This is a genomic window from Mycetohabitans sp. B2 (assembly GCF_021733735.1).
Lineage (GTDB): Bacteria > Pseudomonadota > Gammaproteobacteria > Burkholderiales > Burkholderiaceae > Mycetohabitans > Mycetohabitans rhizoxinica.
Genome location: NZ_JAHKSP010000006.1, coordinates 14,893 through 31,620, shown reverse-complemented (window position 1 = coordinate 31,620; position 16,728 = coordinate 14,893). Strand labels below are relative to the sequence as shown.

Genomic DNA, 16,728 nt, shown 5'->3' with positions numbered 1-16,728 from the left:
GATCCGACCCCCGCCGTAGATCCGACCTCCGCCGTAGATCCGGCCTCCGCCGCCGATCCGGCCCCCGTCGCAGATCCAGCCCCCACCGACGGGCCTGCCGTGCAGCGGCGCGACATGCCGACGCGCGCCATTCAGCCGTTGCCGGATCAGTTGATCAGCCAGATCGCAGCGGGCGAGGTCGTTGAGCGACCAGCATCGGTCGTCAAGGAGTTGGTCGAGAATGCGCTGGACGCAGGCGCGACGGCGTTGCGCATTACGCTGGACGCAGGCGGCGTCAAGCGCATCATGATCGCGGACGACGGCTGCGGCATCGAGGCCGACGAATTGCCGCTGGCGCTGATGCGCCACGCCACCAGCAAGATCCGCTCACTGGCGGAGCTTGAGAGCGTCTGCACATTGGGCTTCCGTGGCGAAGCACTCGCGTCGATCGCAGCGGTCGCGCAGACTAGCATCACGAGCCGCACCGCCGACGCGCCGCACGCCACCCGCATCGATGCGCAGACCGGCGCGCTGTCGCCGGCCGCCGGCGGCGTGGGCACGACGATCGAGGTGCGCGACCTGTATTTCAGCACCCCCGCGCGCCGCAAATTTCTCAAGAGCGAGCAGACTGAGTTCGGGCACTGCCTGGAAGTAATTCGGCGCGCCGCGCTGTCGCGCCCAGATGTCGCCTTCTCGGTACTGCACAACGGCCGCGCTGTCGAGCACTGGAACGCGGCCAGTGCCGCCGCGCGCACCGCGAAGATCCTAGGCGAGGCGTTCGCGACGTCGCATCTGCCGCTTGAGGAGGCCGCTGGCCCAATTGCGATCTACGGCTTCGCTGGGCTGCCAACCGCTAGCCGCGGCCGTGCCGATCAGCAGTATTTCTTCGTCAATGGCCGTTTTGTACGGGACAAGCTGCTCACCCATGCGGTGCGCGCCGCCTATGAGGATGTGCTGCATGGCGACCGCTATCCGGCCTACGTGCTGTTCCTCGACCTGCCGCCCGAAGGCGTCGACGTCAACGTCCACCCATCCAAGATCGAGGTACGCTTTCGTGACTCGCGCTCGATCCATCAGTTCGTTTTCCATGCGGTCCAGCGCGCGCTGGCCCGGCACGCCGGCGCCTCGCCCAACACGACCGCGGCAGGCCACGCGGCACATCTGACGCCTGCCATGCCGGACACGGCGGGCCCGGAAGCCGGAGCGAGCGGCGGTGTGGGCGCGGGTTCGCTGGCCAGATCCAGTGCTGCGTCGGCGTTGTCCGGCGCGGCGCCGCCACAGAGCGGCGGGCAATCTGCCGGACTGCGCCGTGGCGGGCCTGCCGCGACACCGGGGTCTTCGAGTTGGATATCGCATACGCGGATGCGCCAGGGCGTGCTACCGGTCGCCCAACCGCTGGCCGTCTACGATGCGTTGTTCGGCCGGCGCGATACGGCCGCCGTCCCTGCGTTGCCCACGCACGATGACGCCTCTGCCGCACCTTCGCCGGCATCCGGCCCAGCAGCGGACCAGGCATCGTCACCGATGGACGCCGAAAGCACGCAATCCGGCCCGTCCGCCACCAGTGAGGCCCATCCCGCCTCCGCCACCAGCGAGGCTCATCCCGCGTCCGCCACCAACGAAGCCCAGCCCACGTCTGCCACCCACGCAGTCCAGCCCGCGTCCGCCGCTAACGGACCGGCGGCAGCGTCGGCACAGCCGCTTGACGAGCATCCGCTGGGATTCGCGCTCGGCCAGTTGCACGGCATTTACGTGCTGGCGCAGAACACGCGCGGACTGGTGCTAGTCGACATGCACGCAGCCCATGAGCGCATTCTGTACGAGCAATTCAAGCACGCGCTCGCTCAGCGGCGCATCGCCGTGCAACCGCTGCTGATCCCGGTGACGATGCAAGCCGATGCGGTCGAAATCGGCGTGGCCGGCGAGGAACGCGAGACGCTCGATGCATTGGGCTTTGACATTGCTTCGCTGTCTCCGACCACGCTGGCCATCCGTGCGGTGCCCGCGCTGCTCAAGGATGCCGACCTGGTCTCGCTGGCGCGCGCAGTGCTTGCGGACCTGCACGCGTACGGCGGCTCGCGGGTGCTGACCGAGCACCAGCACGAGTTGCTCGGCACGCTGGCATGCCACCATGCGGTGCGCGCGAACCGGCGCCTGAGCATCGACGAGATGAACGCGCTGTTGCGGCAAATGGAAGCCACCGAGCGCGCCGATCAATGCAATCATGGTCGTCCGACTTGGTTCCAGCTTACGCTCAACGAGCTGGACCGGTTGTTCATGCGGGGCCAATAGTCGCGCCGTGCCACCCGCCCCCGTCATCGCATGCCTGCTCGGGCCAACCGCATCCGGTAAAACCGCTGCTGCGCTCGAGCTTGCGCGCCGTGCCCCAGTCGAGATCGTCAGCGTCGATTCGGCCCTCGTCTACCGGCAAATGGACATTGGGACCGCCAAACCCAGCGCAACCGAACGCGCCGCGGTGCCCCATCATCTGATCGACATCCTTGACCCGCTCGACGCCTACTCGGCTGCTCAGTTCCGCACCGACGCGCTGCGCCTGTGCGCTCAAATCATTGCGCGCGGCAAGCTGCCATTGCTGGTGGGCGGAACCATGTTGTACTACAAAGCGCTGGTCGATGGCTTGAATGCGTTGCCGAGCGCCGACGCGTCGATCCGCGCCGCACTCGAGCAGGATGCAGCGCGCGAGGGCTGGCCGGCACTACACGCGAAATTGGCACAAATCGACCCGGTATCGGCAGCGCGGATTGCGCCCAACGATTCGCAGCGGATCCAGCGTGCGCTGGAGGTCTGGCGGCTGACCGGGCAGCCGATGTCCACGCTGCTGCGCCCGACGCTCAACCCGGCCACCGGTCCGAGCGTCGGGCGCCAGACCGCAGGCGACGTCGATGCATGCGCGAGAGACGTCGATGCGTGTGCGATGCGCGCCGACCCGCCGCCTTCGCCCCGCTTTGCTGCCGTTTCACTGGAGCCCTCCGACCGGTCGGTGCTGCACGCGCGCATTGCACGGCGCTTCGACGCGATGCTGGACGCCGGCTTGATCGATGAAGTGCAGCAATTGCGTGCGCGCGGCGACCTGCACCCCGGCTTGCCGTCGATGCGCTGCGTCGGATACCGACAGGTATGGGCGTACCTGGACGGCGAATACGATTACGCGACGATGCGCGACAAGGGCATCTTCGCGACACGCCAGCTTTGCAAGCGGCAGTTGACATGGTTGCGCTCAATGCCCGAGCGGATCGTCGTCGACTGTGTTGGCACTGACGCCGGCCTGCGTGCCGCCGACGCAGTGCGGCGACTATGGGCACCGACGTAGCCGATGCCACGATCGATCGGTGCGGCGGCGCCACGACGGCCCCCAAACACGACGCTGCAATACGCGGCGTCGCCTCCCCCATGCGCGGCGTTACGTCCTCCGCGCGCGGCTCACGTCTGCGTGCGTGACGTCACACCACGATCGTTTGTGCGCCGCCAGCGTTGCGCTCGCGCACCGTGCCGAGCGTCCACACTTGCTCGCCGGCGGCCGACAGCACGCCGGCCGCCGTCTGCGCGTGCTCGGCCGCGACGATGACCACCATCCCGATCCCGCAGTTGAAGACGCGGTGCATCTCCGCATCGGCCACGCCACCGTGCTGCTGCAGCCACGCGAACAGGGGCGGCAACGGCCATGCGCGGTGGTCCAGTTCCGCGCACAGCCGCTCAGGCAGCACGCGCGGCACGTTTTCGACGAGCCCCCCCCCTGTGATGTGGGCGATACCCTTGACCGGGAGTTGCCGCATCAACTCGAGCATGGGCTTCACGTAGATACGCGTGGGCGCCATCAATGCATCGGCCAGCGAACGGCCGTCGAAATCGGCTTGCAGATCCGGCGCCGCGCGCTCGATGATCTTGCGCACCAGCGAGTAACCGTTCGAGTGGATGCCGCTCGAGGCCAGGCCCAGCACCACATCGCCAGCGCCGATCGTGCTGCCGTCGATGATCTGGCTTTTTTCGACTGCCCCGACCGCGAATCCGGCCAGGTCGTATTCGCCGTCCGGATACATCCCCGGCATCTCGGCCGTCTCGCCGCCGATCAGCGCGCAGCCCGCCAACTCGCACCCGGCGGCAATACCCTTAACCACACTCGCCGCCGTCTCGACGTCAAGCTTACCGCAGGCGAAATAGTCGAGAAAGAACAGCGGCTCGGCGCCTTGCACGAGAATGTCGTTGACGCTCATGGCCACCAGATCCTGCCCGACCGTATCATGCCGGTTTAAATGGAACGCGAGTTTGAGCTTCGTGCCCACGCCGTCGGTGCCGGAGACCAGCACCGGCTCGCGGTATTTCTTCGGTACCTCGAACAGCGCGCCGAATCCACCGATGCCCGCCAGCACGCCGTCGCGCATTGTCTTTTTCGCGAGCGGCTTGATGCGATCAATGAGCGCGTCTCCTGCGTCGATGTCGACGCCCGCGTCACGGTAGGACAGGCCCGGCGCCTGCGTGCCGGGAGTGGATTTCGGTTGATTCATGGCGAGAGCGCGAGAAGCTCGCGGGAAGGTCGGTAAAATTGCAATTTTACCCGATGCGAGTGTGCCGACCGCACGATCTCGTCAAAACCGCATTCCTGGACCCTTGTCACCCGTGCTGACCTCGTCTGCTTTCCATCGTCAACTGACACTCGACCTGGGCACGCCGCCGCCGAAGACATTTGAGAACTTCTTCGCCGGCGCTCATGCCGAACTGGTCGCCCGTCTCGCCGGCCTGGACGCCGCCCTCGCGGCCGGGCCTGTCGCGGATCGCACGTTCTACGTATGGGGGGACGCCGGAAGCGGGCGCAGCCACCTGCTGCAGGCGCTGGTGGCCGGCGCATCGAGCGGCCGTGCGCGCTTTGTCGCACCACTCAGCCCACTGTCGGCGTTCGGCTACGATCCGCGTGTCGCGATCTATGCAGTTGACGATGTCGACCAACTCGCCGATGCACAACAGATCGCGCTGTTCAACCTGTTCAACGAGGTGCGCGCCAGCCCCGGCAGCGCGCTGGTGGCCACCGGCAACGCCGCGCCACTGCATCTGGCCGTGCGTGAGGATTTGCGCACGCGCCTGGGCTGGGGCCTAGTGTTCCATCTCGGTGCGCTGACCGACGAGGGCAAGGCGGCCGTGCTCAAGCATGCCGCGCGCGAACGCGGCCTGACGCTCGCCGACGACGTGCCGGCATGGCTGCTCACGCACTACCACCGCGACATGCCCAGCCTGATGCGCGTATTGGACGAGCTCGACCGCTTCGCCCTCGAGCACAAGCGCGCCGTCACGCTACCGCTGCTGCGTGCGATGCTGGCGGACAGCTTCAAGTAAAATGCGCTCCATGACGAAAACCGCACGCAATCTCGCCCTGTTCGACTTGGACCATACGCTGATCCCCACCGATAGCGACCACGAGTGGGGACGCTTCATGGTCAAGCTCGGCATTGTCGACGCCGACAGCTTCTCGCGCGAAAACGACCGCTTCTACGCCGACTACCAGGCAGGCAAGCTCGACATCCATGCGTACCTGCACGCGATGCTCACCCCGCTGGCAAAATACTCGCGGCGGCAACTGGACGACTGGCATGAGCTATTCATGCACGAGGTCATCAATCCGCGGATCCTGCCCGCCGCCCGCGCATTGGTGCGCGAGCACCAGGAGGCGGGGGACCTGTGCTGCATCGTGACGGCGACCAACGCGTTCATCACCGCACCAATCGCGCAAGCATTCGGCATCGAGACGTTGATCGCGTGCGAGGTCGAGACGGCCGACGGGCATCCCGACAGCCCGTACACGGGCAACCCGATGGGCGTGCCGAGCTACCGCGAGGGCAAAATCGTGCGGGTGCAGGCGTGGCTGGATTCGCTCGGCTGCGACTGGGCAAGCTTTGCAAACAGCTACTTCTATAGCGACTCGCACAACGACATCCCGCTGCTCGAAAAGGTCACCGTCCCGGTGGCAACCAATCCGGACGAGAAGCTGCGTGACTATGCGCTGGCTCGTGGTTGGCGCATCCTTGAACTGTTCCAATCGACGTGATTACAAAATTCATCCGCAAGTTGTTCGGCTCGCGTAGCGGCGATGCCACCCCGCCGGCCGACACGGCGCACGACACCGACGCCGATCGAGGCGGCGCACATGCCAACCCGGGCATCGCCCCGACAGGCCGTCGGCGCAACGCGGCGCGCGACGAGCAGCGCAGCGCGCCGGCTGACGCGCGGACCGCGCAGGACACTAGACTGGCCTCGCGCAAGCCAGCGCGCCACACGCCACGCCGCCGCCCCTTAGCCGCCGGTGGTCATGCCGGCAGCCAACCTGCTGCCGGTGGCGAAGCCGAAGTACCGGTGATCGTGCCAGCCGACATCCATCGTATCGATCCGGCACTGATCTCGCGCCATGCCATCCGCGTCACCGACACGCTGCAACAAGCCGGTTTTCGTGCGTTCATCGTCGGCGGCGCGGTGCGCGATCTGCTACTCAATATCGCGCCGAAGGATTTTGATGTCGCTACGGACGCCACGCCGGACGAGGTCGTCAAGCTATTTCGCCGCGCCCGGTTGATCGGCCGGCGTTTTCAGATCGTCCACGTCCAGTTTGGACAGGAGATCATCGAAGTGTCGACGTTCCGCGCGCTGATGGATGCGGTGCCGGCTGACGGCGGATCCGCGGACAGCGCGCCGGCCGCGCCACCGCGCAAGCTGCGACGCGGCGAGTTGGACCGGCGCACGCATGCGGTGGACGCGAGCGGACGCGTGCTGCGCGACAATGTCTGGGGCGAACAGCACGAGGACGCGACGCGGCGCGACTTCACCGTCAACGCGATGTACTACGATCCGGCGACGCAGACCGTGCTCGACTACCATCGCGGGATGGACGACATTCGCGCCCGCGTGCTGCGAATGATCGGCGAGCCAGCCACCCGCTTTCGCGAGGATCCGGTCAGGATGCTGCGTGTCGTGCGTTTCGCGGCCAAGTTGGGCTTCACGATCGAATCGTCGACGCATGCGCCGATCGCCAAGTTGGCGGATCTGATCAACAACGTGCCGGCGGCCCGGCTGTTCGACGAAATGCTCAAGCTGCTGCTGTCCGGGCACGCGCTCGGCTGCCTGAAACAGTTGCGCGCGCTGGGCCTGCACCATGGGCTGTTGCCGCTGTTGGACGTGGTGCTCGAGCAGCCCAGCGGGGAGCGTTTCATCACGCTTGCGTTGACCCATACCGACGAGCGCGTGCGCTTGGGCAAGCCGGTCTCACCTGGGTTCCTGTTTGCCTCGCTGCTGTGGCACGAAATGCAACTGCGCTGGCAGCAATACGAGGCTGGCGGCGAACATTCGATCCCGGCGCTGCATCGGGCCATGGACGACGTGCTCGACCAGCAGACCGAAAAACTCGCGATCCAGAAGCGCTACACCGCCGACATGCGCGAAATCTGGGGGCTACAGCCCCGACTGGAAAAGCGCTCCGGCCGCAGCGCGTTAAAGCTGCTGGAGCACCAGCGGTTCAGAGCAGGTTATGATTTTCTCTTGCTACGCTGTGAGGCGGGCGAGTTGGACGCGTCGGTCGGTCAATGGTGGACGGATTTCATCGCCGGCGATCCGGACACGCGCGAGGCGCTGCTGGCGCAGGGCGACAAGGAGCGCTCGCCGCGCAAGCGCCGGCGCCGTGGCGGCTCGCGCCACCGCAAGGATCCTGGCGAAGGTGCCCAGCAGGCCGCGTCGCCGACCGATGGCGAACCACGTGGCAACGGCGACGCCTAGCGGCTTGCGCGCACGCCGACCATCAAATGCAGCAGGAGTCGACGTCATGACCGTAGCCTATCTTGGCCTGGGCGCGAACCTTGGCGACGCGCGCCAGACGCTGAAGGACGCCGTGGTCTGCCTCGCGCAGCAGGCGCCCGTCACCGTGCTTGCGAAATCGAGCCTGTACCGCACTGCCCCGGTCGATGCCGGTGGCGACGACTTCTACAATTGCGTGGTGAAGATCGATACCACGCTTGCCGCACGGCAGCTGCTTGCCCTGTGCCACGGCATTGAGCATCACTTCGGCCGCGAGCGCCCGTACCGGAACGCACCTCGGACGCTAGACATCGATATTCTGCTGTACGGCACCGTGCAACTCGACGAGCACGACCTGACGGTGCCGCACCCACGGTTATCCGAGCGGGCGTTCGCACTAGTGCCGCTACTCGAACTGGACGCAGCGATCGAGATTCCCGCGCTGGGCCGTGCGGACCGTTACCTGACTGGCGTTGTGTCGCAGCGCATCGAAAAGGTCGATCCCTGCCAATGTCCGTTCCGACGCGTCGCCGCTGCGATCGTGGGCGGCCAGTCGGGGCCGCGCCGATGAACCCGTCCGCTGTTGTGCCACCGCTCACCGTCCATGCGCCGGCGCAGCATACGCCCCTGGGCTACCTGGTGATCGAGGGGCCAATTGGCGTCGGCAAGACCACGCTGGCGACGCAACTGGCAACACGCTGGTCCATGCAAACGCTGCTTGAGCGCGCGGCTGACAATCCGTTCCTCGAGCGCTTCTATCACGACAACGCACGCTACGCGTTACCGGCGCAGTTGGACTTCCTGCTGCAGCGTGAGACGCAAATGCGCGCGATAGCGGATGCGCGGCAGCGCGGCACGCCACTCGCCGCGGACTTTCTGCCGCAGAAAGATGAGTTGTTTGCCCGCCTGACGCTGCCCGACGACGAATTCACGCTGTATCGCGCGCTGGCCGCCCGCGTGCCGCTCGCCCGGCCAGCGCCGGATCTCGTGATCTACCTTCAAGCCAGTCCGGAAACGCTGTTCGCCCGGATTCAAAAGCGCGCGATTGCGATGGAGACGCATATCACCGATGCGTACCTGCGCGCATTGTGCGACGCGTACAGCGAATTTTTCTATCACTACGACGACGCGCCGCTGCTCAGCGTCAATACCGACCATCTGGATCTGGCAGGATCTGACGCAGACCTGGACTTGCTGGTCAAGCACATTGGATCGATGCGCGGCCGCAAGGCGGTATGGGTGAAGGGCACGGCGCGATGACGCTCTCCAAGGATCATTTGTTATGAGCTATCTGCAGAATTCTGGCCGTCGTGCCGTCACTGTTCCGCGCCTTCAGCAGATGCGTGAGGCCGGCGAGCCGATCGCGATGCTGACGTGCTACGACGCAAGCTTTGCGGCATTACTCGAGCGTGCGGGCGTGGACGTGCTCCTCATCGGCGACTCGCTCGGCAACGTGTTGCAGGGCCAGACCACGACGTTGCCGGTCAGCGTAGCGGATATCGCATACCACACCGCCAGCGTGGCGCGCGGCAGCCGCGGCAACGCGCTGGTCGTCTCGGATTTGCCGTTCGGCAGCTACGGTACGCTAGCAGACGCGTATTCAAGCGCCGTCAAGCTCATGCAGGCGGGCGCACAGATGGTCAAGCTTGAGGGCGGTGCATGGCTTGCTGAGACGATCCGCTTCCTGGTCGAACGGTCGGTGCCGGTCTGCGCGCACTTGGGGCTCACGCCGCAGTCGGTGCACGCGTTCGGCGGCTTTAAGGTCCAAGGCAAGAGCGATCTGGCGGCCGAACAGTTGAAAAAGGACGCCCAATTGCTCGAGCAGGCCGGCGCGCAAATGGTCGTGCTCGAAGCGATCCCTGCCGCGTTGGGGGCCCAGGTCACCGCGGCACTGACGATTCCGACGATCGGCATCGGCGCCGGCGTCGACTGCTCGGGTCAGGTACTGGTGTTGCATGACATGCTCGGCGTGTTCCCTGGCAAGCGGCCCCGGTTCGTCAAGGACTTCATGGCCGGCCAGCCATCGATCGAGGCAGCCGTCCAGGCCTACGTGCGCGCGGTCAAGGATCGGACGTTCCCCACCACAGAGCATACGTTCTGAATCGACGTCGCTCAAGGCGAAGAAGGCGAAGCTAAAAGCGAAGCAATTGTGCCGGCATCACGCCGCGCAGCGCATTGCAGACAACAAGCGCATCGCGGCGCTCAAAGTCGGCGCGCGTGATCGGCTGCTCGATGGCCTGCCACGCCGGGTCCGCGAGCAGCACCGAGCGCATGACACCGGGCAATACGCCGCTGGCCAGTGGCGGGGTGACCCAGCGGCCGTCGATTCGCACGAATACCGTGCTGCGGCCGCCTTCGGTCAGCTCGCCACGCCGATTGAAAAACAACAAGTCAAACGCGTGGTGAGTTTCCGCGAGTCGCCATGCCCGGTCATAGGCATCCCGGCAGGTGGTCTTGTGACGCAGCAACGGATCATCCGGGTCCGGGGCAGCCATGCCGTGATCGGCCGCCAGCATCACGCGCACCGGACCGGGCGCGAGTGGGAGCAATGGCGCCGCGCTGACGTCGATGACCCCGTCCTTGCGCAGCGTCGCGCGCATCCGATAGGCGCCGCCCGGCGCGAGCGCCGCACAGGCCTTTGCAAGCCGCGCCGCAAACACGCCGGCCTCGAACGGGAAGCCGAAATAGCGCGCGCTGCGCTCGACACGGGCAACATGAAGAGCTTCATGCCGCACGCCCTCCCGCGTTGCATACATTGTCTCGAACAACTGGAAGCCGGGGTCCGCCTCGGTCAAGAAGCGAGCCTTTAATGCACATTCGAGATATTCGTCGTGCGCGACGCTGTCCAGCACGATGCCGGCGCCCACCCCGAGCGTGCCCGCCCGCACGTTGGCGCCCATGCCGGAGGTCGATCGCGGCTCCAGCACCAGCGTGCGAATGGCCACTGACAGGCAAAAATCGCCGAGCGGGCGCGCGTCGGCAGCCGGGTCGAGCCACCCGATCGCGCCGGTATACAACCCGCGTGGTGTCGTCTCGATCGACTCGATTAACGCCATCGTGCGAACCTTCGGCGCGCCGGTAATCGAGCCACACGGAAAAAGCGCCCGCAGCACGTCGGCAAAACCGATCTCGTCACGCACGCGCGCGTGCACGGTCGAGGTCATTTGCCACACCGACGCGTACGGCTCGAGCGCAAACAGCGCGGGCACGCGAACCGAGCCGGTCCGCGCGATTTTACCCAGATCGTTGCGCAGCAAGTCGACGATCATCAGGTTCTCTGCCCGGTTCTTTTCGTCGGCGGCCAGCGCCCGCGCTTGCTGCGCGTCGAGTTGCTTGTCATTCGCACGCGACGCCGTGCCTTTCATCGGCCGCGCGACGATCGTCCCGCCACGATGCTCGACGAACAGTTCGGGCGACAACGACAGCACATGGGTGCCGTCGGGCAGCGCCAGCAACGCGCCGAACGGCACCGGCTGGCGCGCCCGCAAGCGTCGATACAACGCAGGCGCCGAGCCGAACATCTCGAACGCGAGCCGATACGTATAGTTGACTTGATAGGAATCGCCGTCACGCAATGCGGCATGAATGCGCGTGATCGCGTCGTCGAACGCGTCACGCGTGACGCTGCTGCGCACGTTCGCGATGCCAGCCACCCCGGGATCCGCGCGGCCGCCGTCCTGCTGCTGCAACCACGCTGCGACCTGCTCCGAGGACAGGCGGCGCAACTCGCGGAACAGAAGAATACGCAGCGCACCGCCGCCGGACTGCTTGGCCGGGCATTGCAGCCGTACACCCCATTCGTAGTCCGCAAGCAACAACGCATGCAGACCCGTGCGCAGATCTGCATCGACTTCGGCAAGCACTGCATCGAGCCGGCCGGGATCGGTGCAAGTGCGCTCATGCGAGAACGCCGTATAGAGGCGCGAGCGGCATGCAGGGGCATCGGCCAACGCCTCGCCGGGCGCACAGTCGTCGAGCAGCGCGAACACGCGGGTGCTGTCAGGGTTGCCCGCAGCCCGCCCCGCCCCCGCATCAGCTGCCATCATGTCACTCGAAGAAGCTCTTTACGCGATCGAACCATCCCTTGCTCTGCGGGCTATGCCGCCCGCCCCCTTCGACCAGCGACTTTTCAAACTGGCGCAGCAGGTCACGCTGCGTATCGGTCAGCTTGACCGGCGTCTCCACCTGCACGTGCACGTACAGGTCGCCCGGCAGGCTCGAGCGCAAACCCTTGAGGCCCTTGCCGCGTAGACGGAACGTCTTGCCCGATTGCGTGCCCTCTGGCACGGTGAACGATGCCTTGCCAGCCAGCGTCGGCACCTCGATCTCGCCGCCCAACGCCGCGGTGGTGAACGCGATCGGCATCTGGCAATGCAGGTCGTCGCCGTCACGCTCGAAGACGGTGTGCGGCTTGATGTGGATCTCCACATACAGATCGCCGTTCGGACCGCCATTGATGCCCGGCTCGCCGTTGCCGGCAGAACGGATCCGCATCCCCTCGTCGATGCCGGCCGGAATCTTCACCTCCAGCGTCTTGTTTTCCTTAACCTTGCCGACGCCGTGGCAATGAGCGCACGGCTCCGGAACGTACGTCCCAGTGCCGTGGCACTTTGGACACGCCTGCTGGATGCTGAAGAAACCCTGCGACATGCGCACCTGACCCTGCCCATGGCAGGTCGGGCACGTCTCGGGCTTGGTGCCCGGCTTCGCGCCGGAGCCACGGCATACCTGGCACGATGCCCAACTCGGTACGCGGATTTGCGTCTCATAGCCATGTGCGGCCTGCTCCAGCGTGATCTCCATGCTGTAGCGCAGGTCCGCGCCGCGGTACACTTGCGGGCCGGCCCGCCGGCCGCCGCCTGCGGCTTGTCCAAAGATATCGCCGAAAATGTCGCCGAACGCATCGGCGAAGCCGCCAAAGCCTTGTGCGCCCGCGGCGCCCATGTTCGGGTCGACACCCGCATGGCCGTACTGATCGTACGCGGCACGCTTCTGCGAGTCGGACAGCATTTCGTAGGCCTCCTTCGCCTCCTTGAAATGCTCTTCCGCATCCTTGTTGCCAGGATTGCGGTCCGGGTGGTACTTCATTGCCAGCTTCCGATACGCCTTCTTGATGTCGTCATCGGACGCATTCTTGGCGACACCCAGCACGTCGTAGTAGTCTCGTTTGGCCATATCGAGTCAATGCCACAAAACAAAATAGGCCCGGAGAGCTGCTAAGCCCGCCAGGCGCGCTGTCTTCACCACCGTGCTGCGGTGCACGATAGCACACAGGTGGCCAGTGCGGTGGACGCGGCACGCCTCGCGTCCCGTCCACCGGCTGCCACCGCCGCTTCGCTCAGTCCTTCTTCACTTCCTTGAAGTCGGCGTCAACAACGTCGTCCTCGGCCTTGCCGGACGGCGCAGCGGACTGCGCGTCGGGCGCGGCTCCAGCCGCACCCGCCTGGGCCTGCATGTCGGCGTACATCTTCTCACCGAGCTTTTGCGACACCTTCGACAGCGCCTCGATCTTCGCCTCGACCTGCGCCTTGTCGGACGCGCTCTTCAGCGCTTCCTCCAGTTCCTTAAGCGCAGCCTCGATCGCGCTCTTCTCACTCGCGTCGATCTTGTCGCCATAGTCGGACAGCGCCTTCTTCGTGCTGTGCACCAGCGCGTCACCCTGGTTGCGCACGTCGGCCAACTCACGCAGACGGTGATCCTCCTCGGCGTTCGCCTCGGCATCCTTCACCATCTTCTCGATCTCAGCCTCGGACAGGCCTGAATTGGCCTTGATCGTGATCTTGTTCTCCTTGCCCGTGCCCTTGTCACGCGCATGCACGTGCAAGATGCCGTTCGCGTCGATGTCGAACGTCACTTCGATCTGCGGCACGCCGCGCGGCGCGGGCGGGATGCCCTCCAGATTGAACTCGCCCAGCAGCTTGTTGCCGACCGCCATCTCGCGCTCGCCCTGGAACACCTTGATTGTCACCGCCGACTGGTTATCGTCGGCCGTCGAGTACACCTGCGTGTGCTTGGTCGGGATCGTCGTGTTCTTGTTGATCATCTTCGTCATCACGCCGCCCAGCGTCTCGATGCCCAGCGACAGCGGCGTCACGTCCAGCAGCAGCACATCTTTGCGGTCGCCGGAGAGCACCTGGCCCTGGATCGCCGCGCCGACCGCGACCGCCTCGTCCGGGTTCACGTCGCGACGCGGCTCTTTGCCGAAGAACTCTTTGACCTTGTCCTGCACCTTCGGCATCCGCGTCATGCCGCCCACTAGGATCACGTCATCGATGTCACCGACCTTCACACCCGCGTCCTTGATCGCGATGCGGCACGGCTCGATCGTGCGCTCGATCAGCTCCTCGACCAGCGCCTCCAGCTTCGCGCGGGTAACCTTCAGGTTCAAGTGCTTCGGGCCGGACGCGTCCGCCGTGATGTACGGCAGGTTGATTTCGGTTTGTGCCGAACTCGACAGCTCGATCTTGGCCTTTTCGGCCGCTTCCTTCAGCCGTTGCAGCGCGAGCACGTCCTTGGACAGGTCAACGCCCTGCTCCTTCTTGAATTCACCGATGATGTAGTCGATGATCCGCTGGTCGAAGTCCTCACCACCGAGGAACGTGTCGCCGTTGGTCGACAACACCTCGAATTGCATTTCGCCGTCCACGTCCGCGATCTCGATGATCGAGATGTCGAACGTGCCACCGCCCAAGTCATAGACCGCGATCTTGCGATCGCCCTTCCCGGATTTGTCCAGTCCGAATGCGAGCGCCGCGGCAGTCGGCTCGTTGATGATCCGCTTCACGTCCAGGCCAGCGATGCGGCCCGCGTCCTTCGTGGCTTGCCGCTGGCTGTCGTTGAAGTACGCCGGCACGGTGATCACCGCTTCAGTCACCGGCTCGCCGAGGTAATCCTCGGCCGTCTTCTTCATCTTGCGCAGCACTTCGGCGGAAATCTGCGGCGGCGCGAGCTTCTTGTCGCGCACCTGTACCCACGCGTCACCATTGTCCGCCTTGATGATCTGGTAAGGCATCAGGCCGATGTCCTTCTGCACTTCCTTCTCTTCAAAACGACGGCCAATCAGCCGCTTGACGGCAAACAGCGTGTTTTTCGGATTCGTCACGGACTGACGCTTGGCCGGCGCGCCAACCAAAATCTCGCCATCGTCCATATACGCGATAATCGAAGGCGTCGTGCGCGCGCCTTCCGAGTTCTCGATCACCCGCACCTGGTTGCCTTCCATCAGCGCCACGCACGAATTCGTGGTACCGAGGTCGATCCCGATAATCTTGCCCATTTTTACTAATCTCCTGGCTTTGATCTAGCTAGACCCGCGCAGCACGCGGTCATTCATTCACGTCTGCCCACAACGTGGGTGCAACAGCGCTGATTTCAATACCCTGGCGTGCACACGGACTTTGCCGTGGCCAGACGCCGGCCGCACTCACTTAGGCGCGGCCACGGTAACCAGCGCTGGGCGCAGCACGCGGTCGGCAATCACGTAGCCTTTTTGCAACACGCTGACCACAGTGTTGGCCTCCTGCTCGGCCGGCACCATCGAAATCGCCTGGTGCCGGTGCGGGTCGAATTTCTCGCCGATCGGATTGATCTGCACGACGCGCCCCTTCTCCAGCGCGCTCGACAATTGACGCAACGTCAGCTCGACGCCCTCGCGCACCTTCGCCAAGTCGCCGGCGTTGTCCGCCAACGCAGCCTCCAGGCTGTCAACGACCGGCAGCAGGTGTTCGGCAAAACTCTCGATCGCGAACTTGTGCGCCTTAGCGACGTCGTCCTGAGCGCGCCGCCGCACGTTCTCGGTCTCCGCGCAGGCGCGCAGGAAACTCTCTTGCAACTCGGCGATCTTGGCCTGCGCTTGCTCGAGCGCGTTGGCTTCGGCGGCGGCATGGGCCTCGCCGAATTGCCCATTGTCGGCGCCCGGCTGTGCCGCCGCGGCGTCCTTGCGCTGAGCCTCGGCCGGTTGCACCTGTGCGTCCTGCGCCGTTTGCGTGCCGTTGCCGGCGGATTCCGTATCCGATGCGGGGCGATGCTGGCTTGCTTGCTTCTCTTCCATGATGGCCGTGGTCAATTTCAGTCAATGGTTCGATTCGGCTGTTCCCGCGCCCGGTCGGCCCAACGGGCGCCAGCACACGGGAAACCGTGGTTGCGCAATCGACATGGGGTCGCAGCAGGCCTTTTCAATAGCCCGCCGTAAAAAGTCGTGGCACAGCGCCGTATGGCGTGGCCACCGTGGCGTTGCAATATACCGTTACATGATTTTCCGCATGTGTTACACGAATTCCCGTATGTTCACCGCAAATAGATTGAGTGCCCGGCGGCGCTGACCTACACTTTGCTATAAGGCGCTTTAAGACACGTACACCCTGGATTTCGTCAATGGCGCTCGCCACCGCCCAGCCAAATGCCCGTTTCCGCCCGTGCCATGAAACTGACCTTTGCCATTGGGGTGGTCGCCGTGGTATTGATCGCGGGAACGACCGCCATTTGTATGTCCGGTGCCGTCACCGAATCCACGATCGAGTATGGCGGCGTCCACGCAACGCTCGAGTCCCTGTTCAATCCGCACCAGACAGTTTGTCCATGATGCGTCGATCGCGTTTCGTCGGCCGCCCGTGAAGCGTCGCAGCCGGCTCCCGGAAGGTTCTGCGCCGCTCCAACTCGGCCAGCCGCCGCGCGTTGCCGGCCGGCGTCTCCTCATATAGCGTCTGCGCGATCGCCGCCGGGCCGCGCACCTCACATACGCCGCGCACCTGCACTTCCCATACGATGCGCTCGATGTCGATTTGCACCATGTCGCCGACGCGCACCTCCTTGGCCGCCTTCACCGACTCGCCGCCGATGCGCACCCGGCCCTTGCCAAGCGCGTCGGCCGCCAGTGAACGGGTCTTGAAAAACCGCGCCGCCCACAGCCACTTGTCGATGCGCAGCCGCGCGTGAGGATCGGTCAAAATCTTTAACTTCATC

Annotated in this window: 15 protein-coding genes; 9 read left to right on the top strand and 6 right to left on the bottom strand. The window is 65.2% G+C overall.

The annotated features are described in order from the left end of the window. Positions 1 to 114 precede the first annotated feature (114 nt). Together mutL and miaA are read left to right on the top strand one after the other, a co-directional pair. Complete coding sequence (mutL, locus tag KPG66_RS01795; RefSeq protein ID WP_237069839.1) at positions 115 to 2,271, top strand: DNA mismatch repair endonuclease MutL; 2,157 nt, start codon at positions 115 to 117, stop codon at positions 2,269 to 2,271. Continuing rightward, the gene (miaA, locus tag KPG66_RS01790) at positions 2,204 to 3,310 is read left to right on the top strand and encodes a tRNA (adenosine(37)-N6)-dimethylallyltransferase MiaA (protein WP_237069838.1); all 1,107 of its coding nucleotides are present in this window, start codon (positions 2,204 to 2,206) and stop codon (positions 3,308 to 3,310) included. The genes mutL and miaA overlap by 68 nt, the downstream gene beginning before the upstream one ends. Before the next feature lie 130 nt (positions 3,311 to 3,440). Here the strand turns inward: miaA and purM are convergent, their stop codons facing one another. Then, entirely contained in the window at positions 3,441 to 4,502 is a 1,062-nt protein-coding gene (gene purM / locus KPG66_RS01785; protein WP_237069837.1) for a phosphoribosylformylglycinamidine cyclo-ligase, read from the bottom strand. Positions 4,503 to 4,617: 115 nt separating this feature from the next. Here purM and hda point away from each other — a divergent pair, with 115 nt between their 5' ends. The 6 genes from hda to panB are packed head-to-tail and all read left to right on the top strand — an operon-like array spanning position 4,618 to position 9,868. Continuing rightward, positions 4,618 to 5,325 (top strand): DnaA regulatory inactivator Hda, encoded by a 708-nt coding sequence (hda, locus tag KPG66_RS01780; protein WP_041754032.1) that lies wholly within the window; start codon positions 4,618 to 4,620, stop codon positions 5,323 to 5,325. Positions 5,326 to 5,335: 10 nt separating this feature from the next. Continuing rightward, positions 5,336 to 6,034 (top strand): HAD family hydrolase, encoded by a 699-nt coding sequence (locus KPG66_RS01775; RefSeq protein WP_237069836.1) that lies wholly within the window; start codon positions 5,336 to 5,338, stop codon positions 6,032 to 6,034. Beyond that, on the top strand, positions 6,031 to 7,749 hold the full coding sequence (pcnB, locus tag KPG66_RS01770; RefSeq protein WP_237069835.1) for a polynucleotide adenylyltransferase PcnB: 1,719 nt from the start codon (positions 6,031 to 6,033) through the stop codon (positions 7,747 to 7,749). Before KPG66_RS01775 ends, pcnB begins: the two co-directional genes overlap by 4 nt. 46 nt (positions 7,750 to 7,795) lie before the next feature. Further along, positions 7,796 to 8,338, top strand: coding sequence for a 2-amino-4-hydroxy-6-hydroxymethyldihydropteridine diphosphokinase (folK, locus tag KPG66_RS01765; protein WP_041754030.1), 543 nt, complete (start codon positions 7,796 to 7,798; stop codon positions 8,336 to 8,338). Beyond that, complete coding sequence (locus KPG66_RS01760) at positions 8,335 to 9,027, top strand: deoxynucleoside kinase (RefSeq protein WP_041753040.1); 693 nt, start codon at positions 8,335 to 8,337, stop codon at positions 9,025 to 9,027. Before folK ends, KPG66_RS01760 begins: the two co-directional genes overlap by 4 nt. Before the next feature lie 22 nt (positions 9,028 to 9,049). Beyond that, positions 9,050 to 9,868 (top strand): 3-methyl-2-oxobutanoate hydroxymethyltransferase, encoded by an 819-nt coding sequence (gene panB / locus KPG66_RS01755; RefSeq protein ID WP_237069834.1) that lies wholly within the window; start codon positions 9,050 to 9,052, stop codon positions 9,866 to 9,868. A 31-nt stretch (positions 9,869 to 9,899) separates the two neighbouring features. Here the strand turns inward: panB and pabB are convergent, their stop codons facing one another. From pabB to grpE, 4 genes are all read right to left on the bottom strand, one after another. Further along, positions 9,900 to 11,813: an aminodeoxychorismate synthase component I gene (gene pabB / locus KPG66_RS01750; RefSeq protein WP_237069833.1), complete on the bottom strand. Its 1,914-nt coding sequence runs from the start codon at positions 11,811 to 11,813 to the stop codon at positions 9,900 to 9,902. A gap of 1 nt (position 11,814) precedes the next feature. Beyond that, complete coding sequence (dnaJ, locus tag KPG66_RS01745) at positions 11,815 to 12,942, bottom strand: molecular chaperone DnaJ (RefSeq protein WP_013434204.1); 1,128 nt, start codon at positions 12,940 to 12,942, stop codon at positions 11,815 to 11,817. Positions 12,943 to 13,105: 163 nt separating this feature from the next. Beyond that, positions 13,106 to 15,043 (bottom strand): molecular chaperone DnaK, encoded by a 1,938-nt coding sequence (gene dnaK, locus KPG66_RS01740; RefSeq protein ID WP_013434203.1) that lies wholly within the window; start codon positions 15,041 to 15,043, stop codon positions 13,106 to 13,108. A gap of 147 nt (positions 15,044 to 15,190) precedes the next feature. Further along, positions 15,191 to 15,817 (bottom strand): nucleotide exchange factor GrpE, encoded by a 627-nt coding sequence (gene grpE, locus KPG66_RS01735; protein WP_237069832.1) that lies wholly within the window; start codon positions 15,815 to 15,817, stop codon positions 15,191 to 15,193. A gap of 369 nt (positions 15,818 to 16,186) precedes the next feature. Here grpE and KPG66_RS01730 point away from each other — a divergent pair, with 369 nt between their 5' ends. Further along, complete coding sequence (locus KPG66_RS01730) at positions 16,187 to 16,348, top strand: hypothetical protein (RefSeq protein WP_237069831.1); 162 nt, start codon at positions 16,187 to 16,189, stop codon at positions 16,346 to 16,348. On the opposite strand, the gene KPG66_RS01725 is transcribed toward KPG66_RS01730, so the two are convergent. Beyond that, complete coding sequence (locus KPG66_RS01725; protein ID WP_237069830.1) at positions 16,320 to 16,727, bottom strand: RNA-binding S4 domain-containing protein; 408 nt, start codon at positions 16,725 to 16,727, stop codon at positions 16,320 to 16,322. The two genes, KPG66_RS01730 and KPG66_RS01725, sit on opposite strands and share 29 nt — an antisense overlap. Position 16,728: the final 1 nt, after the last annotated feature.

What these genes read in the sequence shown, in the direction of transcription:
- mutL (WP_237069839.1), top strand. Translation starts at nt 115, where the DNA reads ATGCCGACGCGCGCCATTCAGCCGTTGCCGGATCAGTTGATCAGCCAG.
- miaA (WP_237069838.1), top strand. Translation starts at nt 2,204, where the DNA reads ATGGTCGTCCGACTTGGTTCCAGCTTACGCTCAACGAGCTGGACCGGT.
- purM (WP_237069837.1), bottom strand. Translation starts at nt 4,502, where the DNA reads ATGAATCAACCGAAATCCACTCCCGGCACGCAGGCGCCGGGCCTGTCC.
- KPG66_RS01775 (WP_237069836.1), top strand. Translation starts at nt 5,336, where the DNA reads ATGACGAAAACCGCACGCAATCTCGCCCTGTTCGACTTGGACCATACG.
- folK (WP_041754030.1), top strand. Translation starts at nt 7,796, where the DNA reads ATGACCGTAGCCTATCTTGGCCTGGGCGCGAACCTTGGCGACGCGCGC.
- KPG66_RS01760 (WP_041753040.1), top strand. Translation starts at nt 8,335, where the DNA reads ATGAACCCGTCCGCTGTTGTGCCACCGCTCACCGTCCATGCGCCGGCG.
- panB (WP_237069834.1), top strand. Translation starts at nt 9,050, where the DNA reads ATGAGCTATCTGCAGAATTCTGGCCGTCGTGCCGTCACTGTTCCGCGC.
- pabB (WP_237069833.1), bottom strand. Translation starts at nt 11,813, where the DNA reads ATGATGGCAGCTGATGCGGGGGCGGGGCGGGCTGCGGGCAACCCTGAC.
- dnaJ (WP_013434204.1), bottom strand. Translation starts at nt 12,942, where the DNA reads ATGGCCAAACGAGACTACTACGACGTGCTGGGTGTCGCCAAGAATGCG.
- dnaK (WP_013434203.1), bottom strand. Translation starts at nt 15,043, where the DNA reads ATGGGCAAGATTATCGGGATCGACCTCGGTACCACGAATTCGTGCGTG.
- grpE (WP_237069832.1), bottom strand. Translation starts at nt 15,817, where the DNA reads ATGGAAGAGAAGCAAGCAAGCCAGCATCGCCCCGCATCGGATACGGAA.
- KPG66_RS01730 (WP_237069831.1), top strand. Translation starts at nt 16,187, where the DNA reads ATGAAACTGACCTTTGCCATTGGGGTGGTCGCCGTGGTATTGATCGCG.
- KPG66_RS01725 (WP_237069830.1), bottom strand. Translation starts at nt 16,727, where the DNA reads ATGAAGTTAAAGATTTTGACCGATCCTCACGCGCGGCTGCGCATCGAC.